Genomic DNA, 22,638 nt, shown 5'->3' with positions numbered 1-22,638 from the left:
GTATTTTATTTAAAAAAAGCTTGCACTTTTGGATCGTTTGAGGCGTTTAATTCGTCAAAAGTACCTTCAATATAATTTATTCCATCAATTAGCAAAACCATTCTGTTGGCAATGGCTTTGGCGCAATCTACATCGTGTGTGATGATGATTGATGAAGTGTTGTATTTTTCTTGTATGGATTGCATCAAAAGGATAATTTCTTTTGAAGTTATTGGGTCTAAACCCGTTGTAGGTTCGTCGTATAAAATTATTTTCGGTTTTAAAATCAACGTCCTTGCTAAGGCAATTCTACGTTTCATTCCACCCGAAAGTTCGTTTGGCATTAAGTTGATTGCATTGGCTAAACCCACACTTTCCAATGCTTCCATTACTAAAGGCGTTGTGTCTTCTATTTTTCCAAATTTTTTGGTATGTCTTCGTAACGGAAATTCCAAATTTTCTCGCACCGACATCGAATCATACAAGGCACTTCCTTGAAATAGAAAGCCAATTTCGGTGCGAAGTTCATCAATAGCTTCGCGTTCGAGCTTATTAATTTCTTTGTTCATTACAAAAATAGAACCACTATCGGGCGTTTCTAATCCGATTACACATTTAATCATCACCGATTTCCCGGAACCCGATTTTCCCATGACCACAAGGTTTTCTCCTTCGTTTAAAACCAAGTTAAAGTCGTTTAAAACGGTATTGGTTCCAAAGGTTTTATGCAACTCTTTTATTACAATGATGGGTTCTTTGTTTGTTTCCATAATTACATGTCATAAAAAATATTGGTTACAAAAACAGCAATGAAATCGATTACAAATAGGAGCATAGACGTATAAACTACTGCTGCATTGGCTGCTTTTCCAACACCTGCGGTTCCTTTTTTACAATAATAGCCTTTGTAACAACCTATTAAACCGATGGCAAAGCCAAAGAAAAATGTTTTTATGGTTGCAGGCATAATGTCGCTAAATTCTAAAATATTAAAAACCTGATTGAAATAGAGTTGAAACGATACATTGTCTTTTACATTTTCTACTAAATAGGAACCATAAATAGCCAACACATCGCCAAAAATTACCAAAATTGGCAACATTAAAGTGGTGGCTAATATTCTCGTAATGACTAAATATTTGAATGGGTTGGTACCCGAAACTTCCATAGCATCGATTTGTTCGGTGACTTTCATAGAACCCAATTCGGCTCCAATGCCTGAACCAATTCTTCCGGCACAAATAAGCGCCGTAATGATGGGGCCAATTTCTCTGATGATAGAAACACTAACCATAGAAGCCATCCAAGAAACCGCTCCAAATTCTTGTAATGTGGGACGTGATTGTAAGGTAAAAACCAGTCCAATGATAAATCCTGTAACTCCTACTAAAAAAAGTGAACGATTGCCAATGTAATAGCATTGACGCAAGAATTCTTTAAATTCATAGGGAGGAATTAAAAATTCTTTAAAAAACCGGCTGGCAAAATAAGATATTTCACCTACTTCAATAAAGAATGCTTTTAAAGATGCTGTAAACTTCCTAACCATGTTCATTTTGTGGTATTAGTTTCAAAACGAAACCATTACATAAATTTACGCTTTTTAAATGAATTTTAATCAGAATCGTTGTAAAAAAATTGCCTCTTAAATGTAAGACTACAATTCTTCTAGCATGATTCGTTTTTTGTATTGTTTCATATTTTTGAAATAGGTTGGGGTCAATCCAGTAACTTTTTTGAATTGGTGCGACAGGTGTGCAACACTACTGTATTCCATCAACAAACTGATTTCGGTAAGCGTTAATTCATCATACAATAATAATTCTTTTACGCGTTCTATTTTGTTGATAATGATGTAATTTGCAATAGTAGTTCCCGTAACTTCTGAAAAAAGTGAAGAAAGATGGTTGTAATTGTAATCCAACTGCTCACTAATGTAATCGGAGTAATTAATTTTTGGGTATTTTTCTGAATAATGAATTAATTCAATGATGGTTGTTTTTGTTTTTTCAATCAGTAACGATTTTTTATCATCAATTAATTCAAGTCCCTTTTTCAAAAGTCCTTTTCGCAACGACTCTCTTTCATCGCCCGTAATATTTTTTTTAAGGTTTACTTCACCTAACTCAATGTAAGTATGTTTTAACTTTATTCTGTCCAATTCTTCTTTTACTGCCATTTTGCAGCGAAGCGAAACCATGTATTTAATGTGTATCTTCATGAAATTGGACTGTAATTAGTTGTTGAGTGCTTTTAATGCAACATTACAAGGGGGCACTTTACTAATTTATGTCTTGTAAAGATAGTTTTATAAGCGGTGCAAAGCTAATTTTAATGCAAGTTATATAGTTACATAATTTTATTTTTAATTTATATATTTTCCGGTTTTATGACTTTTAGACCAATGCAAAAATCATAATACCACTCATTACAATCATTAGTGCATCTTCGATAATGGTCACTGTACTCATAGGCAAATTAAAAACAGCTCCCAAGCAGGCACATTGAATTTTTTTCTTATTGAATACCGCTTGTAAAACGCCAATAATACTAATTGTCATTACGATAAAAGTGATACTATTTGTGAGTAATGGAAAAATATTAGACAGAAACGAAAGTCCTAAACCTAATTCAATGAACGGATATAAATACGCCCAAAACGGAATTCTTTTCGCTACAATGTCATACATTTTATAACTGTCTGCAAAGCCTTTTAAATCTAGAAATTTAAAAAAAGAAAAAGCCAAAAAGAACCCTCCCATAAAGTGATTCATCCATTTCATCGCAATTTGATGGATTTCCATTTCATTGCTTTTTATACTTTGGAACGCCATTATTGAGGTCACAACCGTGATATAAAAAAAGATCAATACAATAGGTTTGTAGGTGCTGAACCAACTTTTATTTTCTTCTAACATTGCATCGTCTAGCGTAGTTTCAATGTTATATTTTGTGCCTAAAGCAATTTTTAAATCGTTCAAAGGAACGTGTTTATCCATTGTAATTATTGCCAATTCGGTATCTTTAGAAACGGTTACTGAGGTTATGTTTTCAACCTGTAATAACGAACTCGTTACTTTTTCTTCGCAACTTGAGCAAGTCATTCCCGTGATTTTATAGGTGTGTTTCATGTTTTGATTTGTTTTTTCAATATAAAGATAAGACTATAGTTTTTAAAAAAAAATCCGTTTTGAGGGAACAAAACGGATTTAGACTATTTTATGGTGTTACTACGCTAGTAGTAAGCAAAGCTAATTTTACTGCAAGTTAAATAGTTACATAATTTTATTTTTCATTTACATATTTTACTTTTTTTGGTGACATTTTTTAAATTAGACTTGTCAAATAATTCAATTCCCCTAGGGAAATTGATTCATTCCCCTAGGGGAATTGATTAGTTGCTGTACAGCAATTTTGTAATTCCCCTAGGGGATTTGAAAATATACTCAAGACCAACATAAAAAAGTTCCCGTTTCAAGCAACAAATCCGACCTGCACTTGCAAATCGGATTTTGTGTTTACTATGTGGTTAAGGATTTTGGATTTGAGCTATCGAATTCTTGCGGGAGCTGGAATAAGATTTTCTTTTAATTGTTTCGTCAATTAGTTTTTGATGATTTTTTTATACAAAATTCCTTTATCAGTAATTATTTGTAATGTATATATTCCATTTTGCAGGTTATGAATATCAATTTTATTTTGATTGTTAGAACCAACTTTAGTAGCTATCGTTCTATTATTAATATCTAGTATTATAATTTCGGATAGTATCAAATCATGTGATTCTAAATTAACAATAGAGGAAGAAGGATTTGGATATAGGATGATTTGATTTTCTAATCTAAAAGAATTGTTATTTAAAGTAGAAGTAATCATTCTAATTTTACAACCACCAGATTCACTTATATAGACTTTTCCATCTGTAGCTACTGAAATTCCGATTGGATAATTGAATTTTGCAGCAGTCCCAATTCCGTCCAAATATCCAGAAGTACTTCCTGCTAAAGTAGTTACTACACCAGATGGGGTTATTTTTCGGATACGATTATTGCCCGAATCCGCTACATATATGTCTCCTACCGCGTCAATAGCTACGCCAAATGGATTTCTAAACTGAGCTGTTGTCCCAATTCCATCCGCACTTCCAGAGGTTCCATTTCCAGCAATGGTAGATACATCTCCGTTTTGTTGAACTTTTCGTATTCTATTGTTTTGTTTTTCTGCTACAATAACTGCACCATTTGAATCTACGGCTATTCCGCATGGAGTCCAAAATTTTGCTAAATTTCCATTTCCGTCAGCAAAACCAAAAGTTCCATTTCCTGCCAAAGTGGTAACAAATCCGGTGGATGTGATTTTGCGAATACGATGATTATTTGAATCTGCAACGAAAATATTTCCTAAATTATCAACAGCTATACCTTCTGGGTAACTAAATTTTGCAACATTTCCATCTCCATCAGCAAAACCCGAATCGCTGCCAGCTACAGTTGTAACAACTCCAGTTGGAGAAATTTTGCGAATGCGATGATTATTTGAATCGGCAACGAAAATATTTCCATTTAAATCAATGGCAAGGTGCATAGGATAATTAAACTGAGCATTAATTCCAGTGTCATCTAAAAAGCCAGAAGTGCCACTTCCCGCATAGGTAGAAACCATACCATTAGGTGCAATTTTTCTAATACAATGATTGAGTCTATCTGCAACAAAAAGATTGCCGTTTACATCAACAACAATACCAGCAGAACCGTTAAATTTTGCAGTAGTTCCTAGACCATCTTGATAGCCTGAACTACTTCCAGCTATAGTTGTGACTACTTGCGAATTTGTATTATTAAAAACAAACAAACAAATAATAACTATAATTTTGAAAAAATAGTTTTTTAGAAGAGCTCCTTTCATAGTTTAGTTTTTTTAATCAAAATTTCACAAAGTGGTTAGGAATGATTTTAAATTTTTTAAAAATGAATAGTTTATAAACCAATGGTTTTCAAACCGTTTTTTCAAATTTAATTAAATTTTCTTACAAAGCGGATAATTATTTTTTAGTTTATTCTAATTCTACAAAAAAATCCAACTTGTGGTAGAGTTGGATTTTGTTTTGTAGGCACGGATTGCAAATCCGCGCTATCGGGTTATTTAAGTTTTATAGCGACATTATATCCTTGTTCTGGATATACAATGCCATCAAATTGATATTCCTTAAATGTCGCATTTTCCTTCTTTAATGTAAAGTTTCCTAATATTCCTGATTTCATTAATTCTACTTCCACATCTTCGTCATGATGGAATTGAATTTTCAACTTATGGAGAATTTTTTTAGAGTCAAAACCAATTATGTTATCAATTTTTAAATCTATTGTTCTTTCAGAAGCTTTTTCAACTGCGTATCTTTCTTTGCCCTTGAGTTCTGTGGTCGTAACTTCAAATTTTTCCCCGTACATTTCTTCAGTTTTAGTCACAGAATTTTTAGGTTTTGAACCGTCGATAGTAAACTTTAATAATTTGAATTTTGAAATATCATCTGTACTATGTCCAAATAAGTATGAAGTTGTAATTTTTGAATTTTCACAAACTACATCCAATGTTGCGGTTTCTGTTATTTTTATAATTTTGTTTGCTTTGTCAATTACTCTAAGTTCAATTTGATGTTCGGAATTTTCATAATATGTAATTTCTTTTGTTGGAAAATATGTTTCTCTAACATCTTTTAAAAGCTTCTCACTGACATTTGGAAATTTATTTTGAAAAAGTACTGTGGACATTTTTTCCCATAATTCAGGTAAGTCATTTCTGTTTTCGAGAAACTTTGGCTCATATATGACTTTAATGATCTCCTCTTTAAAAATACCCATAAATTGCATGCTTTTTAAAAGTACTCCAAAGATTCCACCGGTCAAGAAAACTTTACCTATATCTGAAAATACCGCTGATACTTGTTGATTTTCAATATTGCCAAATTTTCCATAAAGAAATGATATCATTCCAATTAGTAGGACAATCCAAGGTAATGCAGATTGGAACCCTTTTGAATTATAAATTTTACTAATCATTTTGATTTATATGTTTGTTGTGTTATAATTGTGGCTAACTAGTATATTTGCGACTTTCGGACTATTATCATGCCTTATTTGCAAGATTATCGCAATACATTTAGGTTTATCAAATATAATCAAATTTTCCTACAAACCTTTTGCAAGTTTTCAACAACTAAAAACAAAAAAAATCCGACCTGCTTTCACAAATCGGATTTAATCTATTTTCTATCTTCTAAAGTCTACAAGTGAATCACTTCACCGTAAGCATCAGCCACAGCTTCCATCACCGCTTCACTCATGGTAGGGTGTGGGTGAACTGCTTTTAAGATTTCGTGTCCTGTAGTTTCTAATTTACGCGCTACAACAGCTTCTGCAATCATATCGGTAACGCCGGCACCAATCATGTGGCAACCTAACCATTCACCGTATTTTGCATCAAAAATTACTTTTACAAATCCGTCTGGAGTTCCACTCGCTTTTGCTTTTCCTGAAGCTGAGAATGGGAATTTACCAATTTTTAATTCGTATCCTTTTTCTTTCGCTTGTTTTTCTGTCATACCCACAGAAGCAATTTCTGGTGTAGCATACGTACAACCTGGGATGTTTCCATAATCTAATGCGTCTACGTGTAAACCTGCAATTTTTTCCACACATAAAATACCTTCAGCCGAAGCTACGTGCGCTAAAGCTTGTCCAGGCGTTACATCACCAATAGCGTAGTAACCTGGTACATTTGTTTGGTAATATGCGTTCACTAAGATTTTATCTCTATCGGTAGCAATACCGGTTTCTTCTAATCCAATGTTTTCGATGTTGGTTTTAATTCCCACTGCTGATAATAAGATATCTGCTTCTAAAACTTCTTCTCCTTTTGCGGTTTTAACGAATGCTTTTACCCCGTTTCCTGTAGTGTCAATTCGTTCCACAGAAGCATTGGTCATAATAGAAACGCCTGCTTTTTTCATAGAACGTTCCATTTGTTTTGAAATGTCTTCGTCTTCAACAGGAACAATGTTTGGCATGAATTCTACAATCGTCACTTCTGTTCCCATTGCGTTATAGAAATGCGCAAACTCAACGCCAATTGCACCAGAACCCACCACAATCATTTTCTTTGGTTGCTCAGGTAACGTCATGGCTTGGCGGTACCCAATTACTTTTTTACCATCTTGTGGTAAGTTTGGCAATTCGCGAGAACGTGCGCCAGTTGCAATGATGATATGATCTGCTGAATATTCAGTTACTTTTCCGTCAGCAGCTGTTACGTCAACTTTTTTACCTGGTTTTACTTTTCCAAAACCATCAATCACATCGATTTTATTTTTCTTCATTAAGAATTGAACACCTTTGCTCATTCCGTCAGCCACATCACGAGAACGTTTTACAACCGCAGAAAAATCTTTGTCGAAAGCTGTAACGGTTAATCCGTAATCTGAAGCATGTTTTAGGTAATCAAAAACTTGAGCCGATTTTAATAATGCTTTTGTTGGGATACACCCCCAGTTTAAGCAAATTCCACCCAAATTTTCTTTTTCGATAACGGCTACTTTGAAGCCTAATTGTGATGCTCTAATAGCAGTTACATAACCACCAGGACCACTTCCTAAAACTATGATATCGTATTTCATTTTATAAAGTATTTCAGTTTTATTTATAAGTTGCGAATTTAAGGAATTAAAATTAAATAAACTTCAAAATTCAAATTCCAAAATTCAAATAAATTATAATTTTAGGAACACAGATTTAAGAAATTTTAAAAATTACTAAAATTTCTTAAATCTGTGTTCCAAAGAAAAAATGTTAGTTCAAGAGATGCTTAACAGCATGACATACCGTGACTGCGACTGAAGACTGCGACTAAGAGAACTACTCAACCTCCACAGCAAACTGAGAATCATACAACTTCTTGTAATATCCATTTGCTTTCATCAATAATTCTTGATGTGTGCCTTGTTCCACAATTTGACCTTTGTCCATTACAATAATTTTACTTGCATTTACAACGGTTGCTAATCGATGTGCAATAACAATTGATGTGCGATCTTTAGTAATGGCGTCTGTTGCTTTTTGAATTAATTCTTCAGAATGCGTATCGATAGATGATGTGGCTTCGTCTAAAATTAAGATACTTGGATTGCTCACATAAGCTCTCAAAAAGGCAATCAATTGGCGTTGTCCAGACGATAACATCACGCCACGTTCTTTTACGTTATAATCGTAGCCTTCTGGTAAGGTCATGATGAACTCATGTACGCCAATTTTTTTCGCAGCTGCAATTACATCTTCTCTCGAAATGGTTTCGTTATGGAGTGTAATATTTTTATAAATACTATCTGAAAACAAGAAAACATCTTGTAAAACAATAGCAATTTGCTTGCGAAGGCTTTCTAAAGTATAGTCGTTAATGTTTCGATTATCGATAGTAATTTCACCCGAATTGATTTCGTAAAAACGATTCAATAAATTAATAATTGTCGATTTTCCAGCGCCAGTACTACCAACAATAGCAATGGTTTCGCCGGGTTGTACTTTAAGATTGATTCCTTTTAAAACTTCTTCATTTTTGATGTAACTAAAACGAACGTCTTTTAATTCGATAGTTCCTTTAAAATGCGATGCTTCAATGGTACCGTTATCTTGCACATTCTCTTCGGTATCTAAAATCTCAAACACTCTATCGGCAGCAACAATTCCCATTTGCATTACGTTAAATTTATCTGCAATTTGACGTAAAGGGTTGTATAGCATGGTAATGTACATATTGAAAGCTACTAATTGCCCAATAGTTGTATCGGTATCGCCATTGATAATCCAAATGGCACCAAAGTACACCACTAAACCAATACTAATATTAGAGATAATATCGGCAATAGGGAAGAAGATGGAGTTGTACAGAATGTTTTTTAACCAAGCTTTATTGTGTTTTTGATTGATTTCTTCAAACTTTTCTAATTCGATTTTTTCACGATTGAAAAGTTGTACGATTTTCATACCGGTTAATCGTTCTTGGATGAACGTATTTAGATTGGTGACTTCATTTCGAACCTCTTTAAAAGCAACTTTCATTTTTTTATTGAAAATGTTGGTAGCAATTAGGATAACAGGCATAATTACAAGTACAATTCCTGTAGTTTTCCAATTTATAACAAGCATAAAAGCAATTACAATAATCATTTTAAGTACATCACTCACAATCATAAATAATCCTTGACTGAAGATACTTGCGATGGATTCGATATCTGAAACCGAACGGGTGACTAATTTCCCAACAGGTTCATTATCAAAATACTTCATTTTAAACGAAGTAATATGAAGGTATAATTTATCGCGTAAATCTTTGATGATATCTTGTCCTAACCAATTGGCTAAATAAGTAAATAAAAACTGAGCAATCGCTTCGAGAGCAAGCGCAATAAACATAATGATTACCAATACTTTCAAATTCGTAGGGTTGTCATTGCCCGCAAAGAAATACTGCATAAATTCTTCAAAATATTGTTGAATTATGTTGGTTTCTTTTTTGGCATCTACTAAGTAATTATCGATAGTAAAGTTCAATAAAAACGGTCTTAAAGCCGTCATAATTGCTAGGAATATTGCCCAAAAGCTCACAAAGTACAATTTTCCTTTGTAAGGTTTTGCGTAAGCTAACAATTTGGTAAACGAAGATGTTTTTATTTTACTCATTAATTTTTTCTCTTTCTTTTATGTATGGATAGGCAACATTTACTAAGTACAAACCTTGTGCTGGAACTGAAAAGCCGGCTTTTCCTCTGTTTTTACTTTCAATGATTGTGCGTAAATCAGCCACTTCAATTTTGCCTAAACCAATATTCACCATAGTTCCCACAATAGCTCTCACCATATTGCGCAAAAATCTATCGGCAGTGATGGTAAAGATAAGTTGATTTCCAGCTTGTTTCCAATGTGCTTCTGAAATTTTACAATTAAAGGTATTCACATCGGTATGTACTTTTGAGAAGCATTCAAAATCGATGTATTCGAACAAAATTTTACATGATTCATTCATTTTTTCCAAATCCAATTGATGGGAATGATACCAACTTCCATCGGTAATAAACGCATCTTTGAACGTGTGCATGTAATATTCGTAGGTTCTTGAAGTGGCATCAAAACGAGCGTGAGCGGCTTCGTGAACCGGAATAATTCTGTAAATCACAATCGATGGAGGCAAAAACGAGTTCAATTTGTGAGACCAATACTCAGAATCTAACTCCAATTCGGTTTCAAAATGCGCATACATTTGTTTGGCATGCACACCGGCATCGGTTCTTCCAGCACCTACAATGGCTATAGTTGATCTAAATAGGGTAGAAAGCGCTTTTTCCAGAGTTTCTTGTACCGACGAAGCGTCAGGTTGGCTCTGAAATCCGTGGAAGTTTTTTCCGTTGTAGGCAAATTCTATGAAATATCTCAAAATATAGTGTTCAGTTTTCTCAATAGCATGCAAATTTACAAAATTCAAAAGTAAAGTTCCTTCCAAATTCTGATAATAAAAACTTAATTTTGCTTTATGAAGAAAATTTTGCTTTTATCAGATACCCATAGCCACATAGATGATGTTATTTTGAAATACGTAAACCAAGCGGATGAGGTTTGGCATGCAGGTGATATTGGTGATTTAGCAGTTACCGATGCGATTAAAAAGTTAAAACCACTTCGGGGTGTTTATGGAAACATCGATGATGATAAAGCGCGAATGGAATTTCCATTAAATAATCGGTTTTTTTGTGAAGGAGTGGACGTTTGGATTACACATATTGGTGGTTATCCAGATAAATACAATCCAACTATTCGAGCCGAAATTACTACAAATCCACCAAAGTTATTCATTTGCGGACATTCGCACATTTTAAAAGTACAATTTGATAAGCAGTTGAATTTACTACACATGAACCCAGGCGCTTGTGGGAAATATGGTTTTCATCAAGTACGAACGATGTTGCGTTTTGAAATTGATGGTGATAAAATACAGTGTTTAGAAGTGATTGAACTTGGTAAGAAATAGTGGTCAGTGTTCAGTATTCAGTGTTCAGTATTCAGTATTCAGTATTCAGTGTTCAGTGTTCAGTGTTCAGTGTTCAGTTTAAATAAACAAAAAAATCCGAAACTTTCGCTTCGGATTTTTTCTTCGCACTAATAAACTAAGATGATAGGTTTATCGTAATCGATCTACAGATTTTACGAGATCTTCGTCCTTTTTTATTGCCTTGTTTGCCAAGACTAATAAAACGATAGAAATTGCAGGAAGAAACATCCCAATACCCTTCTCTGAAACAAACGTTTCTCCGGATAAGTTTAGCGAGCGATACACAAAAAATCCTAGTAAAATAAAGTTAAATATCATGTTCAATCTGTTTAACACAAATTGATGTTGTCTCTTTTTAAAATTTAAAATACTATAAATAGATAATACGGTTGACAAAACAAACAGACTAATAAAAACAATAGAAGAGGTAAAAAAAACGTCAACTTTATTTTTATCTGTCCATAATTCAAAAACAAAAGGTAGCGCACCAGTAACAATTGCACTGGCTAACATATAAAGTGATTGAATGCGTTGTAACATTATTTTCTTTTTTGATAAAGCAAAAATAGTATTTCTTTTTAATTTAAACTATTGTTATTTCCAAATTTATTCGTACTATTGCATAGTATTAGTCGTAAGTACTTCATTCTGCGACACCTTACACTGCAAAAAAAATCTTATCATTTTTTGTTTTTATTCAACCAACAATTTTATTCAAAATATATCCATGTTTGATATTGAAGTATTAAAAGAGATGAAACTCTCTGATTTGCAAGAAATTGCAAAAGTAGCTAAGATTAATAAATACCGTTCGCTAAAAAAAGACGATTTAGTGTATCAAATCTTAGATTTACAAGCAGCCAAGCCCGAAGTTATAAAATCGGAAATTCCAACAGAAAAAAAGGCTGAATTACCAAAAGAAAAAAGGACTAGAATTCTTCCGAAAAAAGAAGTGAATCAAGCACCAAAAATTAAAAAAGACTTGTTTTCGCAACCTTTAAAAGAGTTACCTGAAGAAGTAATTCCCGTTAAAGAGGAAGTTATTGAAGAAGTTAAAGCGGAAGCACCAAAAGAATTTGCTCCCAAACCAAACAACAAGTTACCCCGTAAAGATTTTAAAGAAAAAAAACCTTTGCCCCATAAAGTTACTAAAGAGGAAGCACCAAAAGTAGTTCCAACTGTAACTGAAAGCTCAGAAGCAGCTGAAATGGCTCAAAATGAGAAAAATTTGTCTAAAAACCCTAATTATAAGGCAAATCAAAATAACCCCAATCATCCTGATTACAAAAAAAGTAATCCAACAGAAGGAACGAATGGCAACAACGGAACTGGAACTCCTAACAAAAATCCACATCAAAATAAAAAACAAAATTTTAGAGAGCCCGATTATGAGTTCGACGGAATTATTGAAAGTGAAGGGGTATTAGAAATGATGCCTGATGGTTATGGATTTTTACGTTCGTCAGATTACAACTATTTAGCTTCACCCGATGATATTTACTTATCTACTTCACAAATTCGTTTGTTTGGATTAAAAACTGGTGATACAGTAAAAGGAGTTGTACGTCCTCCAAAAGAAGGTGAAAAATATTTTCCTTTGGTAAAAGTATTAAAAATCAATGGACATGATCCGCAAGTGGTTCGTGATAGAATTTCGTTTGAGCATTTAACACCCGTTTTTCCAACAGAAAAATTCAATTTAGCGGATAGAAATAGTACAATTTCAACCCGTATTATTGATTTGTTTTCGCCAATAGGAAAAGGACAACGTGGAATGATAGTTGCCCAACCAAAAACGGGTAAAACAATGTTGTTAAAGGATGTTGCAAACGCAATTGCAGCCAATCATCCAGAGGTTTACTTGATTGTTTTATTAATTGACGAACGTCCTGAAGAGGTAACCGATATGCAACGCAGTGTGCGTGGTGAAGTAATTGCTTCAACTTTTGATAGAGAGCCACAAGAACACGTGAAAATTGCAAACATTGTTTTGGAAAAAGCAAAACGTTTGGTAGAATGTGGTCATGATGTGGTCATTTTATTAGATTCTATTACCCGTTTAGCAAGAGCTTATAATACCGTGCAACCAGCCTCTGGAAAAATATTAAGTGGTGGTGTTGATGCGAATGCGTTACAAAAACCAAAACGTTTCTTTGGAGCGGCTCGTAATGTTGAAAACGGTGGTTCGTTGAGTATCATTGCAACAGCATTAACCGAAACAGGTTCTAAAATGGACGAAGTTATCTTTGAGGAATTTAAAGGAACGGGTAACATGGAATTACAATTGGATAGAAGAATTTCAAACAAACGTATTTTCCCTGCGATTGACTTGGTTTCTTCAAGTACGCGTCGTGATGATTTATTATTAGATGAAAATACAATTCACAGAATGTGGATTATGCGTAAATACCTTGCCGATATGAATCCAGTAGAAGCAATGGACTTTATTCACGATAGATTTAAGAAAACGCGAAATAATGAAGAATTTCTAATTTCGATGAATCAATAAACAAAAAAAAACTCCGATGAAAATCGGAGTTTTTTTTTGTTTTAATAATTGACATATTCTGTAATTTCTAATCCATAACCAATCATTCCTACTCGCTTAGTTGGAGCAGAGCTGTTTGATAATAATTTAATTTTAGTAATGTCTAAGTCATGTAAAATTTGGGCACCGATACCAAAATCTTTGGTGTCCATTTTAATTTGAGGAGCTCTCATTTCCCCTTGACTTTGTAATGTTTTTAGTGTTGTAATTCGTTCTAATAATTCCAACGATTTTACTTCTTGATTGATGAATACAATAGCCCCTTTTTCGGCGTCATTTATTGAACGAAAAACACTGTCCAATTTCTTATCGTTGTCACTAGTTAAAGTGCCTAAAATATCATTGTTAACTTGTGTGGTATTGATTCGGGTTAAAACAGATTCTCCTGCATTCCAAGTTCCTTTGGTTAACGCAATATGTACTTGTTTGTTGGTCGTTTGTAAATAAGCTCTCATTCTAAATTTACCGAAACGAGTTTCAATATCAAAATCTTCTTTCTTTTGAATCAAGCTATCGTGTTGCATTCTGTAGGCTACTAAGTCTTCAATTGAAACCAATTTTAGATCGAATTTTTTTGCTACAGCTACTAATTGTGGTAAACGTGCCATAGAACCGTCTTCGTTCATGATTTCTACAATTACTCCAGCGGGTTTAAAACCTGCCAAACGAGCAAAGTCTATAGCTGCTTCGGTGTGTCCGGTTCTTCTTAAAACACCACCTTGTTTTGCAATCAATGGGAAAATGTGCCCAGGTCGTGCCAAATCAAAAGGTTTTGTTTCTGGATCAATTAAAGCTTCAATAGTTTTTGCTCTATCGGATGCAGAAATTCCAGTGCTAACCCCTTTTCCTTTTAAGTCAACTGAAACGGTGAAAGCAGTTTCCATGTGATCTGTATTATTGCGCACCATGGCATGAAGGTCTAATTCTTTACAACGAGATTCAGTTAAAGGTGCACAAATGAGTCCTCTACCGTGAGTTGCCATGAAATTAATCATTTCAGGTGTTACCTTTTCGGCTGCAGCTAAAAAATCACCTTCGTTTTCTCTGTCTTCATCATCGACTACTATGATTACTTTTCCTTGACGGATGTCTTCTATAGCTTCTTCAATGGTGTTTAGTTGTATGTTGTTTGACATGGGGTTTAATTGTTGTCGTTAATTATTAAATTCTGTAATTGCCTCTTTTAATTGATTTCTGTTGTATAAATAAATAAAAATATAGAATGGAAATCCTAAAAAAAGCGAAATGTAAATGTTTGAGAAATTATGTCTATTTGTAATTTTGCTTATTTCTTCTAAGGTTTGTTGAGACTTAAATATTAAGACGTATAACAAAATTATACTTAAAAGACTTAATATAATTATTATCAAATTGTTTGTTGTAGCAAGAATAGATAATATGAATGAAATTACATATATAGCAATTGTTGAATTTGATAAACTATTATATTGTTTTTTCAAAAATGTAAGTTTCAAGAATTCTTCATTATAAAGTGATTTTTTCTCAAGTAATTCTTGTTGAGAAATGCCTCTATTTTCAAGTACTTTCAAAGCAATTAATCTTTGTTCAGAATTGTATTTAAATTGTTCAGAATTTTTTACAATGTTTATCAAAACACTCGTTTCATTATTAATTAACGCATTTGTAACAGCATCATTTTCATTTAACTGTACGGTATCTAATGAAACAATTTCTTTTTTAAATTTAATTTCTTTAGTATTGTTTTTATTGAATAATTTTATAATCGGATCTGTAATCCAATCCCAATTAATCATTATTCCGATATCATTTGTTGCTCTATAGGTTAAGAAAATAGCTAAAGGAGTTAAAATTATCGAAGATAATGAAGAACCTAAGATGGCAGGAATACTATCTTCTTGTGCTAATTTTCTACCAAAGGTATTGATGAAGTGAAACGTTATAAAAACCAGCATTGCAAAGACAATGGGTAATCCTAATCCACCTTTTCTAATAATAGCTCCAAGTGGTGCACCAATAAAAAACATTAGTAAACATGAATAGGCAATAATGAATTTTTCATAAACCGCTAACCAATGTTGATTGATGTTTTTAGACTTGTAGTCTAGATCAGTTTTACTATTGTGAATACTAAATTCGGTACTGGAAACATTATTTTTAGCTGTTTCTATTATTTTAATTTTTTCGGCAGGCGTAAAAATGGTTAGTAAATCTTTAACTTCATTCTCTTTTTTATTTGACATAGTATTTTTATAAAGATTCTTTTTTATAAAAACATTGTCACTTCTGGAAACTATATTATCTGCAAACGACAATACATCTTTTTTGTAGCCTTGGTCTAATGAATCAATTGTATAAATCAATTCAGAAACGGTAAGCATTTTTTCAGATGTTATAGTTCCATCTTCTATCTCAGTTTGATTAAGTTTCGTTAAATCAATATTTATAACATATTTTTTAAAGCTACTTTTTGCAAAGGGCACTTTTTTACGATCTTCGTATTTTTTGGGATGAATGTCTTCATAATAAAAGCCATCATACAATTCTAATTGTAAATAATTTGAATCATCTTCACTAGTTAATAAACCTCTTTTTGCTTTAATAATAGTGTTTGCGCCAAGTCCCATGTTATTGTTTTTAACATGCATCGTCACACCTTCTAAGATTTCACCATTTTCGCCCGATTTTTTATCAACTTTTATATTCGAAGTACCAATCGTGTTAAACTGTCCTTCAGCAATTGCCATGGCTGGCTTTTGCTGCACAATTGTTTTTCTAAGATTAATAAATTTATATTGTGCTTCGGGAATAACATTATTCGCAAAAAAGAACGAAACAAAGGCTAGAATTCCTATGGTAATAGACAGCATTTTCATGGCTCTTTGCAATGAAATACCTGATGATTTCATAGCAGCAAATTCATAGTTTTCGGCAAAACTACCAAATGTCATGATGGCGGCTAAAAGTACGGATAGCGGTAAAACCATCGGAACAATAGTAGGAGCATAGAAGGATAAGAATTTTACAATGGTAAATAAGTCTAAATCTTTTCCGGCTAATTCGGCAATGAATAACCAAATTCCTTGTAAAACGAATATAAAAAACAAGATTACAAATACCGTAGTAAATGTAATCATGTAGGATTTAATAATGTATTTATCTAAAATTTTCACCCGAACTTTTTTAGTCTAATTTATTGATGTAATAATTAGGATATTTTGATTTGGTAAAGGTAAAATGATTTTTCGATAATGGCTGATTTGTTTTAAAAGAATTAACAGTTAAAGTTGTTTTAGATCCGTTTTTTCCAACTTCTATTACATTGTAAATGTGTTTGGTTTGCGTATCAATTCCCACAAGGATTTCTTTGCGTGTATCTTTTGTGCTATTCGGGATTAATTTTACATATTGAATTTTTCTTCCTTTAACGTTTTGAAGTTCATCCCAAGCATATTTATACCCCGTATTAAAAAAGGTTAACATTTTATTAGGGGTGATTGCTTTGTCATCTTTAGGGTCAAAATTTTCAACAGTGATTTCTTCATCTTCTGGCACAATTGTGTAGACTTTTTTGCCGTCAAATATTTTGGTAACACCCATGAAATTTAGATGGTATAAATTGCCTTGAAGAGCAACATTGCCATTACTTTCTTGGTTGATTTTTTCTTTCGGATTGCTTAAAGAATATTTAAAGTCGATTACAATATTGTTATACGATTTTACCTTTGCCGACACTTGATCCAAAAGCTCTTTTGCTTTTTTTGCATCTTGTGCTTGCATTGATAATCCTATAAAAAGTACGAATACGACACTTAAAATACGTTTCATTTTGTTGTTAATTTTGTTCATTATTTAAAAAATGTTCTAGGGCAACTAAATCAGGAATTAAAACTGAACGGGCTTTACTTCCTTCAAAAGGGCCTACAATTCCAGCAGCTTCTAATTGATCAATCAATCTTCCTGCTCTGTTGTAACCTAATTTAAGTTTTCTTTGGATTAAAGATGCGCTTCCTTGTTGTGCAGTGACTATTACTTCGGCAGCATCTCTAAATAAAGAATCTCTTTCGGATATGTCTATATCAAGTTTTATGCCACTTTCCTCGCCAACATACTCTGGAAGTAAGTAAGCTTCAGGATATGCTTTTTGTGAACCAATGAAATCACAAATCTTATCTACTTCTGGTGTATCTACAAAAGCACATTGCACACGTACAATTTCGTTGCCTTGTGTATACAATAAATCACCTCGTCCAATTAACTGATCTGCTCCGCCTGAATCCAAAATGGTTCTTGAATCTATTTTTGAAGTTACTCTAAAAGCGATACGAGCTGGGAAATTGGCTTTAATCATACCTGTAATAACATTTACCGAAGGACGTTGCGTAGCAATAATCAAGTGGATTCCGATAGCACGAGCTAACTGCGCTAAACGTGCAATTGGTGTTTCTACTTCTTTTCCTGCAGTCATAATTAAATCAGCAAACTCATCAACCACCAAAACGATATAGGGTAAAAAACGATGTCCGTTTTCTGGATTTAATTTACGGTGTCTAAATTTTTCATTGTATTCTTTAATGTTTCTAACCATTGCATCTTTTAATAAAGAGTAACGGTTGTCCATTTCAATACACAATGAATTTAAAGTGTTGATTACTTTTGTATTATCGGTAATAATCGCATCACCACCATCAGGTAGTTTGGCTAAATAATGACGTTCAATTTTATTAAAAAGAGTCAATTCTACTTTCTTTGGATCCACCAAAACAAACTTAACTTCTGCAGGATGTTTCTTGTACAATAATGAAGTCAACACCGCATTTAATCCTACCGATTTTCCTTGTCCGGTTGCACCTGCCATCAATAGGTGAGGCATTTTTGCTAAATCGACTACAAATGTTTCGTTAGAAATGGTTTTTCCTAAAGCAATAGGTAATTCCATTTCGGCGGTTTGAAATTTGGGTGAAGAGATTACGCTTTTCATTGAAACCATCGTCGGATTATTATTAGGTACTTCGATACCAATTGTTCCTTTTCCTGGGATAGGAGCAATGATACGGATACCTAAAGCCGCTAATGAAAGTGCAATATCATCTTCTAAGTTTTTAATTTTTGAGATACGAATACCAGCTTCGGGAACAATTTCGTATAAAGTAACTGTTGGACCAACAGTTGCTTTAATTTGCGAAATACCAATGCTATAATTCTTTAAGGTATCTACAATTTTATTTTTATTTTCTTCTAGTTCGGCTTGATTGATGGTAATTCCGCCCGAAGAATATTCTTTTAATAAATCAATTGGCGGAAATTGGTAGTGCGATAATTCTAATGTTGGGTCAAATTCACCAAAATCTTGTACTAATCGTGCAGCTAAATTTTCTTCAACTAAAACTTCTTCTTCTATTTTTTCAATAACAAAGGCATCTTCATTAACAAAGGTTTCTTGCGGAATACTTTTATCTTCTATTGAAAAATTAGTTACTTGTGGAGTTTCAGTTTTTATTTTTGGCTCTAAACTTAATTCAGAAGCGTTTGAAATGGTTGGCTTTAGAGCTTCTTTGTTGATTTCAAAAGAGTTTGGATAGGTTTTTAATTCAAAATTACCCATTTCTTCTTCATCTTCAGTCAATATAAAATCTTCTTCTTTTGAAGAAATTGGCACGATTGGCAAATCATTTTCGGTTTCTAAATGTTCTTCAGTTGGAAGGGTATCTGCTAATGAACTTTCTGTCGTTTTTTCGGCTACTAAATCTTCTTTATAGGAATCGTTAGATTTTTCAAAAATAGAAGTAAAGCTATCGGGTGATATTTTGATTTTAAAGACTAAGAAAATTACAATTCCGAAAAGTAAAACCAATAAAGTTCCTGTTTTTCCGATGTAATCTTGAATAAATAAGTTCATTTCATAGCCAACAGTTCCACCTAATTGCGGAATCACATTCCAAAAGAACCCTAACAAAACAGAACCGATAACAATTAGAAATAAGTCCCAAAAGAAACTTTTTTTCAATTTAGTCAACGCCATATCTAATACTAGATAGGCTCCAACTAAAAATACAATTCGAATGAATATAAATGAAGTTACTCCAAATCCTTTGTATAAGAAAAAATCGGCTAAAAACGCACCAATTTTGCCCAACCAATTATCGGTTTTCGCACTTCTATTGGCGAATTGACTAACTTCGCTTTGGTCAACATTTCCTGTAATGAAATAGGAAATAAACGATAATAATAAAGCTAAAGAAAAGAAAATAAGTAGCACTCCCACAACAAATTTTTGTTGACGGCTAAGTTTCCAAGAGAATTTTTCTTTAGAATTATCAGGAGCTGTTTTAACGGAATCTTTTGAGTTTTGTTTGGCCATTTAAACGGAACAATTTTTACAAAAGTAGCTAATTTAAAACAAATATGGAAAATAAATAATACATCCTATTGCTATTGCGGTTAAGGCTGCAAAAAACACAGCGCCAGCTGCAATATCTTTAATAAAACCAATGCGTTCGTGGTAATTAGGATGAATAAAATCGGCAATTTTTTCAACAGCTGTATTTAAACCTTCAATGCTTAAAACCAAACCGAACGCTAAGATTTGCATCATCCATTCCATTCGGTTAATGCCAAAATAAAAACCAGCAATCGTCATTAGCACTGCTAATGACGATTGAACCATTACACTGTGTTCAGTTGTAATTAATTTAAAAGCACCTTTGAGTGCAAATACCATACTTTTTAGTCTACCGGTAAAAAGTGTTTCGTCTTTTTCAAATTTCATCTATAATACAGCTAAAGCAGCTTCATAATTAGGTTCGTCTGCAATCTCGTTTACTTGTTCAGTGTGAAGTATCGTTCCGTTTTCGTCTAAAACTACAACCACACGAGAATGTAAACCTGCTAAAGGTCCGTCTGTAATTTCTAAACCATAATTTTTTCCAAAACTACCTTCTTTAAAATCAGAAAGGTTGATGACGTTTTCTAATCCTTCAGCACCGCAAAAACGTTTTTGAGCAAATGGTAAATCTCTTGAAATACAAAGTACTTTTGTGTTTTCTAAAGTACTTGCTTTTTCGTTGAATTTGCGCACAGATGCAGCACACGTTCCCGTATCTACACTTGGAAAAATATTTAATACTACTCGAGATCCTGCAAAATCAGCTAAAGATGCAGTTTCTAAATCGGTTTTAACTAAATTAAAATCTGTAGCTTTTGTACCTACTTTTGGTAATTCACCTGATGTGTGAATTGGATTTCCTCCTAATGTTACTGTTGCCATACCTTTATTTTTTTTAGATAACAAATTTAAAGAATATAATCGAATTTGAAGAAATAAAGTCTTAAGATTAAATTATTTTTCATTTTTTAAATCCAAAAAAATGTTTTCAGCGTAAATGCAATTATAACTTAAAAATCAAAAAAAATGAAAACCTACAAAATTTTAGCTACCAGTATAGTAGCCTTCGGATTATTATTTAGTTCAACAACATTTGCACAATCTAAAGAGAAAACGGTTGAAGTGGGTGGCGCTCCAATGTACCCAAGTAAAAATATTGTTGAAAATGCAGTAAATTCTAAAGACCATACTACTTTAGTAGCCGCAGTAAAAGCAGCAGGATTAGTAGACGTATTAATGTCAGATGGACCATTCACCGTTTTTGCCCCAACAAATGCAGCGTTTGATAAATTACCAAAAGGAACTGTTGAAACATTACTAAAGCCAGAAAATAAAGAAATGTTGCAAACTATTTTAAAGTACCATGTTGCGGCAGGAAAATGGAGTTCAAAAGATATTGTTGATGCCATCAAAAAAGGTAATGGGAAATATTCTTTTAAAACGGTAAGTGGCGGCACACTAACCGCTTGGATGAAAGGTAAAGATGTTTACATTACAGATGAAAATGGGAATAGTGCTAAAGTAACAATTGCAGATGTGAATCAAAAAAATGGTGTTATACACGTTATAGATGCTGTAATAACACCTAAATCATAAGCTCATAATAAGTTGTTTAGTTTAAAGTTGGTTAGAAAAAGGCTCCGAAATTGCGATCGGAGCTTTTTTGTTTTATTTGGTTAACCATACTTTAAAATCAAAGAAATTTTTTGGTGAAACACCATGACCAATTGGGTATTCTTGGTATTCGGTTTCTAAGCCTAATTTTTCTAAAGCAGGTTTAGCTTTGCGGGCCCAATCTACAGGGATAACTTGGTCAACACTTCCGTGAGAAATAAAGAATTTTAAATGCGAAATAGCTTTTGTATCGAGAACTTCAGGTATGATTTCTTGATTTAAATAACCACTTAAAGCAACAACTTTTGTTACTTTTTCAGGATAGGTTAGGGCAGTGGCATAACTTAAAATGGCGCCTTGACTAAAACCAATTAATGCAATATTTGATTCATCTATTGGATATTTTTTTACGATTTCATCAATAAAATGAGCAATAAGTTCAACCGATTCTTTTGCTTGTTCGTTATCTGAAAATTTATTTTCATCAGCATCAAAATGAATCGCATACCAAGCATGACCATAAGGTTGTAAATCATAAGGTGCGCGAACAGAAATCACATAACTATCATCGGGCAATTCGGGAGCGAAAGAAAATAAATCTTCTTCATTGCTGCCATAACCATGTAATAGTAGTAATAACGGGTTTTTATCGTGTTTAACTTTTGGTTCTTGTATTAAATAGTGTAAATTCATTTAAAAAGATTTGAATAATTTTTGATATAAATTTCCAACTAATGGAATTGGTTTCGTTTCACCTTTAATAGCGGATAAAATTCCAAAAACCCATAATATAGTAAAAAACACCCAAAACGAAACATAGATTTGTGTATTACTAAAGTTAGAAATTACTAATCCAATTGAAATAAAAGTAAGATTTAATCCTAACGCTTGTTTGATATGAAATGAAGCAAACTTATTTTTTGATTCAGCATTCATTGAAAGCGCAATTAATATTCCTACTATCAAAATATAACTAGTAATTGCTGTAATTTTTCCTTTTTCGATTTCACTTTTTCCTTGTTCAATTTCGTTCATAGCACTA

20 protein-coding genes and 1 pseudogene are annotated in these 22,638 nt (G+C 33.0%); 3 read left to right on the top strand and 18 right to left on the bottom strand.

The window, feature by feature from the left end; translation table 11 throughout:
• Positions 1–5: 5 nt before the first annotated feature.
• The 9 genes from OLM52_RS05900 to truA all read right to left on the bottom strand — a co-directional run bounded on the left by OLM52_RS05900 (position 6) and on the right by truA (position 10,458).
• Positions 6–749 (bottom strand): ABC transporter ATP-binding protein, encoded by a 744-nt coding sequence (locus tag OLM52_RS05900; RefSeq protein WP_264550212.1) that lies wholly within the window; start codon positions 747–749, stop codon positions 6–8.
• A gap of 2 nt (positions 750–751) precedes the next feature.
• Complete coding sequence (locus tag OLM52_RS05895; protein ID WP_264550211.1) at positions 752–1,534, bottom strand: MlaE family ABC transporter permease; 783 nt, start codon at positions 1,532–1,534, stop codon at positions 752–754.
• Between the two features lie 102 nt (positions 1,535–1,636).
• The gene (locus OLM52_RS05890; RefSeq protein WP_264550210.1) at positions 1,637–2,200 is read right to left on the bottom strand and encodes a helix-turn-helix domain-containing protein; all 564 of its coding nucleotides are present in this window, start codon (positions 2,198–2,200) and stop codon (positions 1,637–1,639) included.
• Between the two features lie 175 nt (positions 2,201–2,375).
• A complete protein-coding gene (locus tag OLM52_RS05885; protein ID WP_264550209.1) occupies positions 2,376–3,110 on the bottom strand; it encodes a heavy-metal-associated domain-containing protein in 735 nt (244 codons plus the stop codon).
• Positions 3,111–3,582: 472 nt separating this feature from the next.
• Complete coding sequence (locus OLM52_RS05880) at positions 3,583–4,884, bottom strand: T9SS type A sorting domain-containing protein (RefSeq protein WP_264550208.1); 1,302 nt, start codon at positions 4,882–4,884, stop codon at positions 3,583–3,585.
• A gap of 233 nt (positions 4,885–5,117) precedes the next feature.
• Positions 5,118–6,035, bottom strand: a complete 918-nt coding sequence (locus OLM52_RS05875) for a hypothetical protein (protein ID WP_264550207.1) — start codon at positions 6,033–6,035, stop codon at positions 5,118–5,120.
• Between the two features lie 224 nt (positions 6,036–6,259).
• Complete coding sequence (lpdA, locus tag OLM52_RS05870) at positions 6,260–7,648, bottom strand: dihydrolipoyl dehydrogenase (protein ID WP_264550206.1); 1,389 nt, start codon at positions 7,646–7,648, stop codon at positions 6,260–6,262.
• 238 nt (positions 7,649–7,886) lie between these two features.
• Complete coding sequence (locus OLM52_RS05865) at positions 7,887–9,707, bottom strand: ABC transporter ATP-binding protein (RefSeq protein WP_264550205.1); 1,821 nt, start codon at positions 9,705–9,707, stop codon at positions 7,887–7,889.
• Positions 9,700–10,458, bottom strand: a complete 759-nt coding sequence (truA, locus tag OLM52_RS05860) for a tRNA pseudouridine(38-40) synthase TruA (protein ID WP_264550204.1) — start codon at positions 10,456–10,458, stop codon at positions 9,700–9,702. The genes OLM52_RS05865 and truA overlap by 8 nt, the downstream gene beginning before the upstream one ends.
• A gap of 96 nt (positions 10,459–10,554) precedes the next feature.
• On the opposite strand from truA, the gene OLM52_RS05855 reads away from it, so the two are divergent.
• On the top strand, positions 10,555–11,049 hold the full coding sequence (locus OLM52_RS05855) for a metallophosphoesterase family protein (RefSeq protein ID WP_264550203.1): 495 nt from the start codon (positions 10,555–10,557) through the stop codon (positions 11,047–11,049).
• Positions 11,050–11,199: 150 nt separating this feature from the next.
• Here the strand turns inward: OLM52_RS05855 and OLM52_RS05850 are convergent, their stop codons facing one another.
• Positions 11,200–11,610: a DUF4293 domain-containing protein gene (locus OLM52_RS05850; protein ID WP_264550202.1), complete on the bottom strand. Its 411-nt coding sequence runs from the start codon at positions 11,608–11,610 to the stop codon at positions 11,200–11,202.
• Positions 11,611–11,797: 187 nt separating this feature from the next.
• On the opposite strand from OLM52_RS05850, the gene rho reads away from it, so the two are divergent.
• The gene (gene rho, locus OLM52_RS05845) at positions 11,798–13,579 is read left to right on the top strand and encodes a transcription termination factor Rho (RefSeq protein ID WP_264550201.1); all 1,782 of its coding nucleotides are present in this window, start codon (positions 11,798–11,800) and stop codon (positions 13,577–13,579) included.
• A 41-nt stretch (positions 13,580–13,620) separates the two neighbouring features.
• Here the strand turns inward: rho and ribB are convergent, their stop codons facing one another.
• From ribB to tpx, 6 genes and pseudogenes are all read right to left on the bottom strand, one after another.
• On the bottom strand, positions 13,621–14,754 hold the full coding sequence (ribB, locus tag OLM52_RS05840; protein ID WP_264550200.1) for a 3,4-dihydroxy-2-butanone-4-phosphate synthase: 1,134 nt from the start codon (positions 14,752–14,754) through the stop codon (positions 13,621–13,623).
• A 582-nt stretch (positions 14,755–15,336) separates the two neighbouring features.
• Positions 15,337–16,770 (bottom strand): annotated as a pseudogene (locus OLM52_RS05835) (LptF/LptG family permease); the annotation flags it as partial.
• A 10-nt stretch (positions 16,771–16,780) separates the two neighbouring features.
• On the bottom strand, positions 16,781–17,425 hold the full coding sequence (locus OLM52_RS05830; protein WP_319800226.1) for an outer membrane lipoprotein carrier protein LolA: 645 nt from the start codon (positions 17,423–17,425) through the stop codon (positions 16,781–16,783).
• Positions 17,426–17,432: 7 nt separating this feature from the next.
• Positions 17,433–19,958 (bottom strand): DNA translocase FtsK, encoded by a 2,526-nt coding sequence (locus tag OLM52_RS05825; protein WP_264550198.1) that lies wholly within the window; start codon positions 19,956–19,958, stop codon positions 17,433–17,435.
• Between the two features lie 33 nt (positions 19,959–19,991).
• Positions 19,992–20,366, bottom strand: coding sequence for a diacylglycerol kinase (locus tag OLM52_RS05820; RefSeq protein ID WP_264550197.1), 375 nt, complete (start codon positions 20,364–20,366; stop codon positions 19,992–19,994).
• Positions 20,367–20,864 (bottom strand): thiol peroxidase, encoded by a 498-nt coding sequence (gene tpx, locus OLM52_RS05815; RefSeq protein ID WP_264550196.1) that lies wholly within the window; start codon positions 20,862–20,864, stop codon positions 20,367–20,369.
• 144 nt (positions 20,865–21,008) lie between these two features.
• Here tpx and OLM52_RS05810 point away from each other — a divergent pair, with 144 nt between their 5' ends.
• The gene (locus OLM52_RS05810; RefSeq protein ID WP_264550195.1) at positions 21,009–21,578 is read left to right on the top strand and encodes a fasciclin domain-containing protein; all 570 of its coding nucleotides are present in this window, start codon (positions 21,009–21,011) and stop codon (positions 21,576–21,578) included.
• 72 nt (positions 21,579–21,650) lie between these two features.
• Here the strand turns inward: OLM52_RS05810 and OLM52_RS05805 are convergent, their stop codons facing one another.
• Complete coding sequence (locus tag OLM52_RS05805; RefSeq protein ID WP_264550194.1) at positions 21,651–22,289, bottom strand: alpha/beta hydrolase; 639 nt, start codon at positions 22,287–22,289, stop codon at positions 21,651–21,653.
• On the bottom strand, positions 22,290–22,631 hold the full coding sequence (locus OLM52_RS05800; protein WP_264550193.1) for a hypothetical protein: 342 nt from the start codon (positions 22,629–22,631) through the stop codon (positions 22,290–22,292).
• Positions 22,632–22,638: the final 7 nt, after the last annotated feature.

Origin of the sequence: Flavobacterium sp. N2820 (assembly GCF_025947285.1) — a bacterium.
Taxonomy (GTDB): domain Bacteria; phylum Bacteroidota; class Bacteroidia; order Flavobacteriales; family Flavobacteriaceae; genus Flavobacterium.
The sequence above is the reverse complement of the archived record's forward strand: the minus strand, read 5'-3'. Positions and strand labels throughout refer to the sequence as shown.

Coding starts and splice junctions, on each gene's coding strand:
- OLM52_RS05900 (WP_264550212.1), bottom strand. CDS start 749: ATGGAAACAAACAAAGAACCCATCATTGTAATAAAAGAGTTGCATAAA.
- OLM52_RS05895 (WP_264550211.1), bottom strand. CDS start 1,534: ATGAACATGGTTAGGAAGTTTACAGCATCTTTAAAAGCATTCTTTATT.
- OLM52_RS05890 (WP_264550210.1), bottom strand. CDS start 2,200: ATGAAGATACACATTAAATACATGGTTTCGCTTCGCTGCAAAATGGCA.
- OLM52_RS05885 (WP_264550209.1), bottom strand. CDS start 3,110: ATGAAACACACCTATAAAATCACGGGAATGACTTGCTCAAGTTGCGAA.
- OLM52_RS05880 (WP_264550208.1), bottom strand. CDS start 4,884: ATGAAAGGAGCTCTTCTAAAAAACTATTTTTTCAAAATTATAGTTATT.
- OLM52_RS05875 (WP_264550207.1), bottom strand. CDS start 6,035: ATGATTAGTAAAATTTATAATTCAAAAGGGTTCCAATCTGCATTACCT.
- lpdA (WP_264550206.1), bottom strand. CDS start 7,648: ATGAAATACGATATCATAGTTTTAGGAAGTGGTCCTGGTGGTTATGTA.
- OLM52_RS05865 (WP_264550205.1), bottom strand. CDS start 9,707: ATGAGTAAAATAAAAACATCTTCGTTTACCAAATTGTTAGCTTACGCA.
- OLM52_RS05855 (WP_264550203.1), top strand. CDS start 10,555: ATGAAGAAAATTTTGCTTTTATCAGATACCCATAGCCACATAGATGAT.
- OLM52_RS05850 (WP_264550202.1), bottom strand. CDS start 11,610: ATGTTACAACGCATTCAATCACTTTATATGTTAGCCAGTGCAATTGTT.
- rho (WP_264550201.1), top strand. CDS start 11,798: ATGTTTGATATTGAAGTATTAAAAGAGATGAAACTCTCTGATTTGCAA.
- ribB (WP_264550200.1), bottom strand. CDS start 14,754: ATGTCAAACAACATACAACTAAACACCATTGAAGAAGCTATAGAAGAC.
- OLM52_RS05830 (WP_319800226.1), bottom strand. CDS start 17,425: ATGAAACGTATTTTAAGTGTCGTATTCGTACTTTTTATAGGATTATCA.
- OLM52_RS05825 (WP_264550198.1), bottom strand. CDS start 19,958: ATGGCCAAACAAAACTCAAAAGATTCCGTTAAAACAGCTCCTGATAAT.
- OLM52_RS05820 (WP_264550197.1), bottom strand. CDS start 20,366: ATGAAATTTGAAAAAGACGAAACACTTTTTACCGGTAGACTAAAAAGT.
- tpx (WP_264550196.1), bottom strand. CDS start 20,864: ATGGCAACAGTAACATTAGGAGGAAATCCAATTCACACATCAGGTGAA.
- OLM52_RS05810 (WP_264550195.1), top strand. CDS start 21,009: ATGAAAACCTACAAAATTTTAGCTACCAGTATAGTAGCCTTCGGATTA.
- OLM52_RS05805 (WP_264550194.1), bottom strand. CDS start 22,289: ATGAATTTACACTATTTAATACAAGAACCAAAAGTTAAACACGATAAA.
- OLM52_RS05800 (WP_264550193.1), bottom strand. CDS start 22,631: ATGAACGAAATTGAACAAGGAAAAAGTGAAATCGAAAAAGGAAAAATT.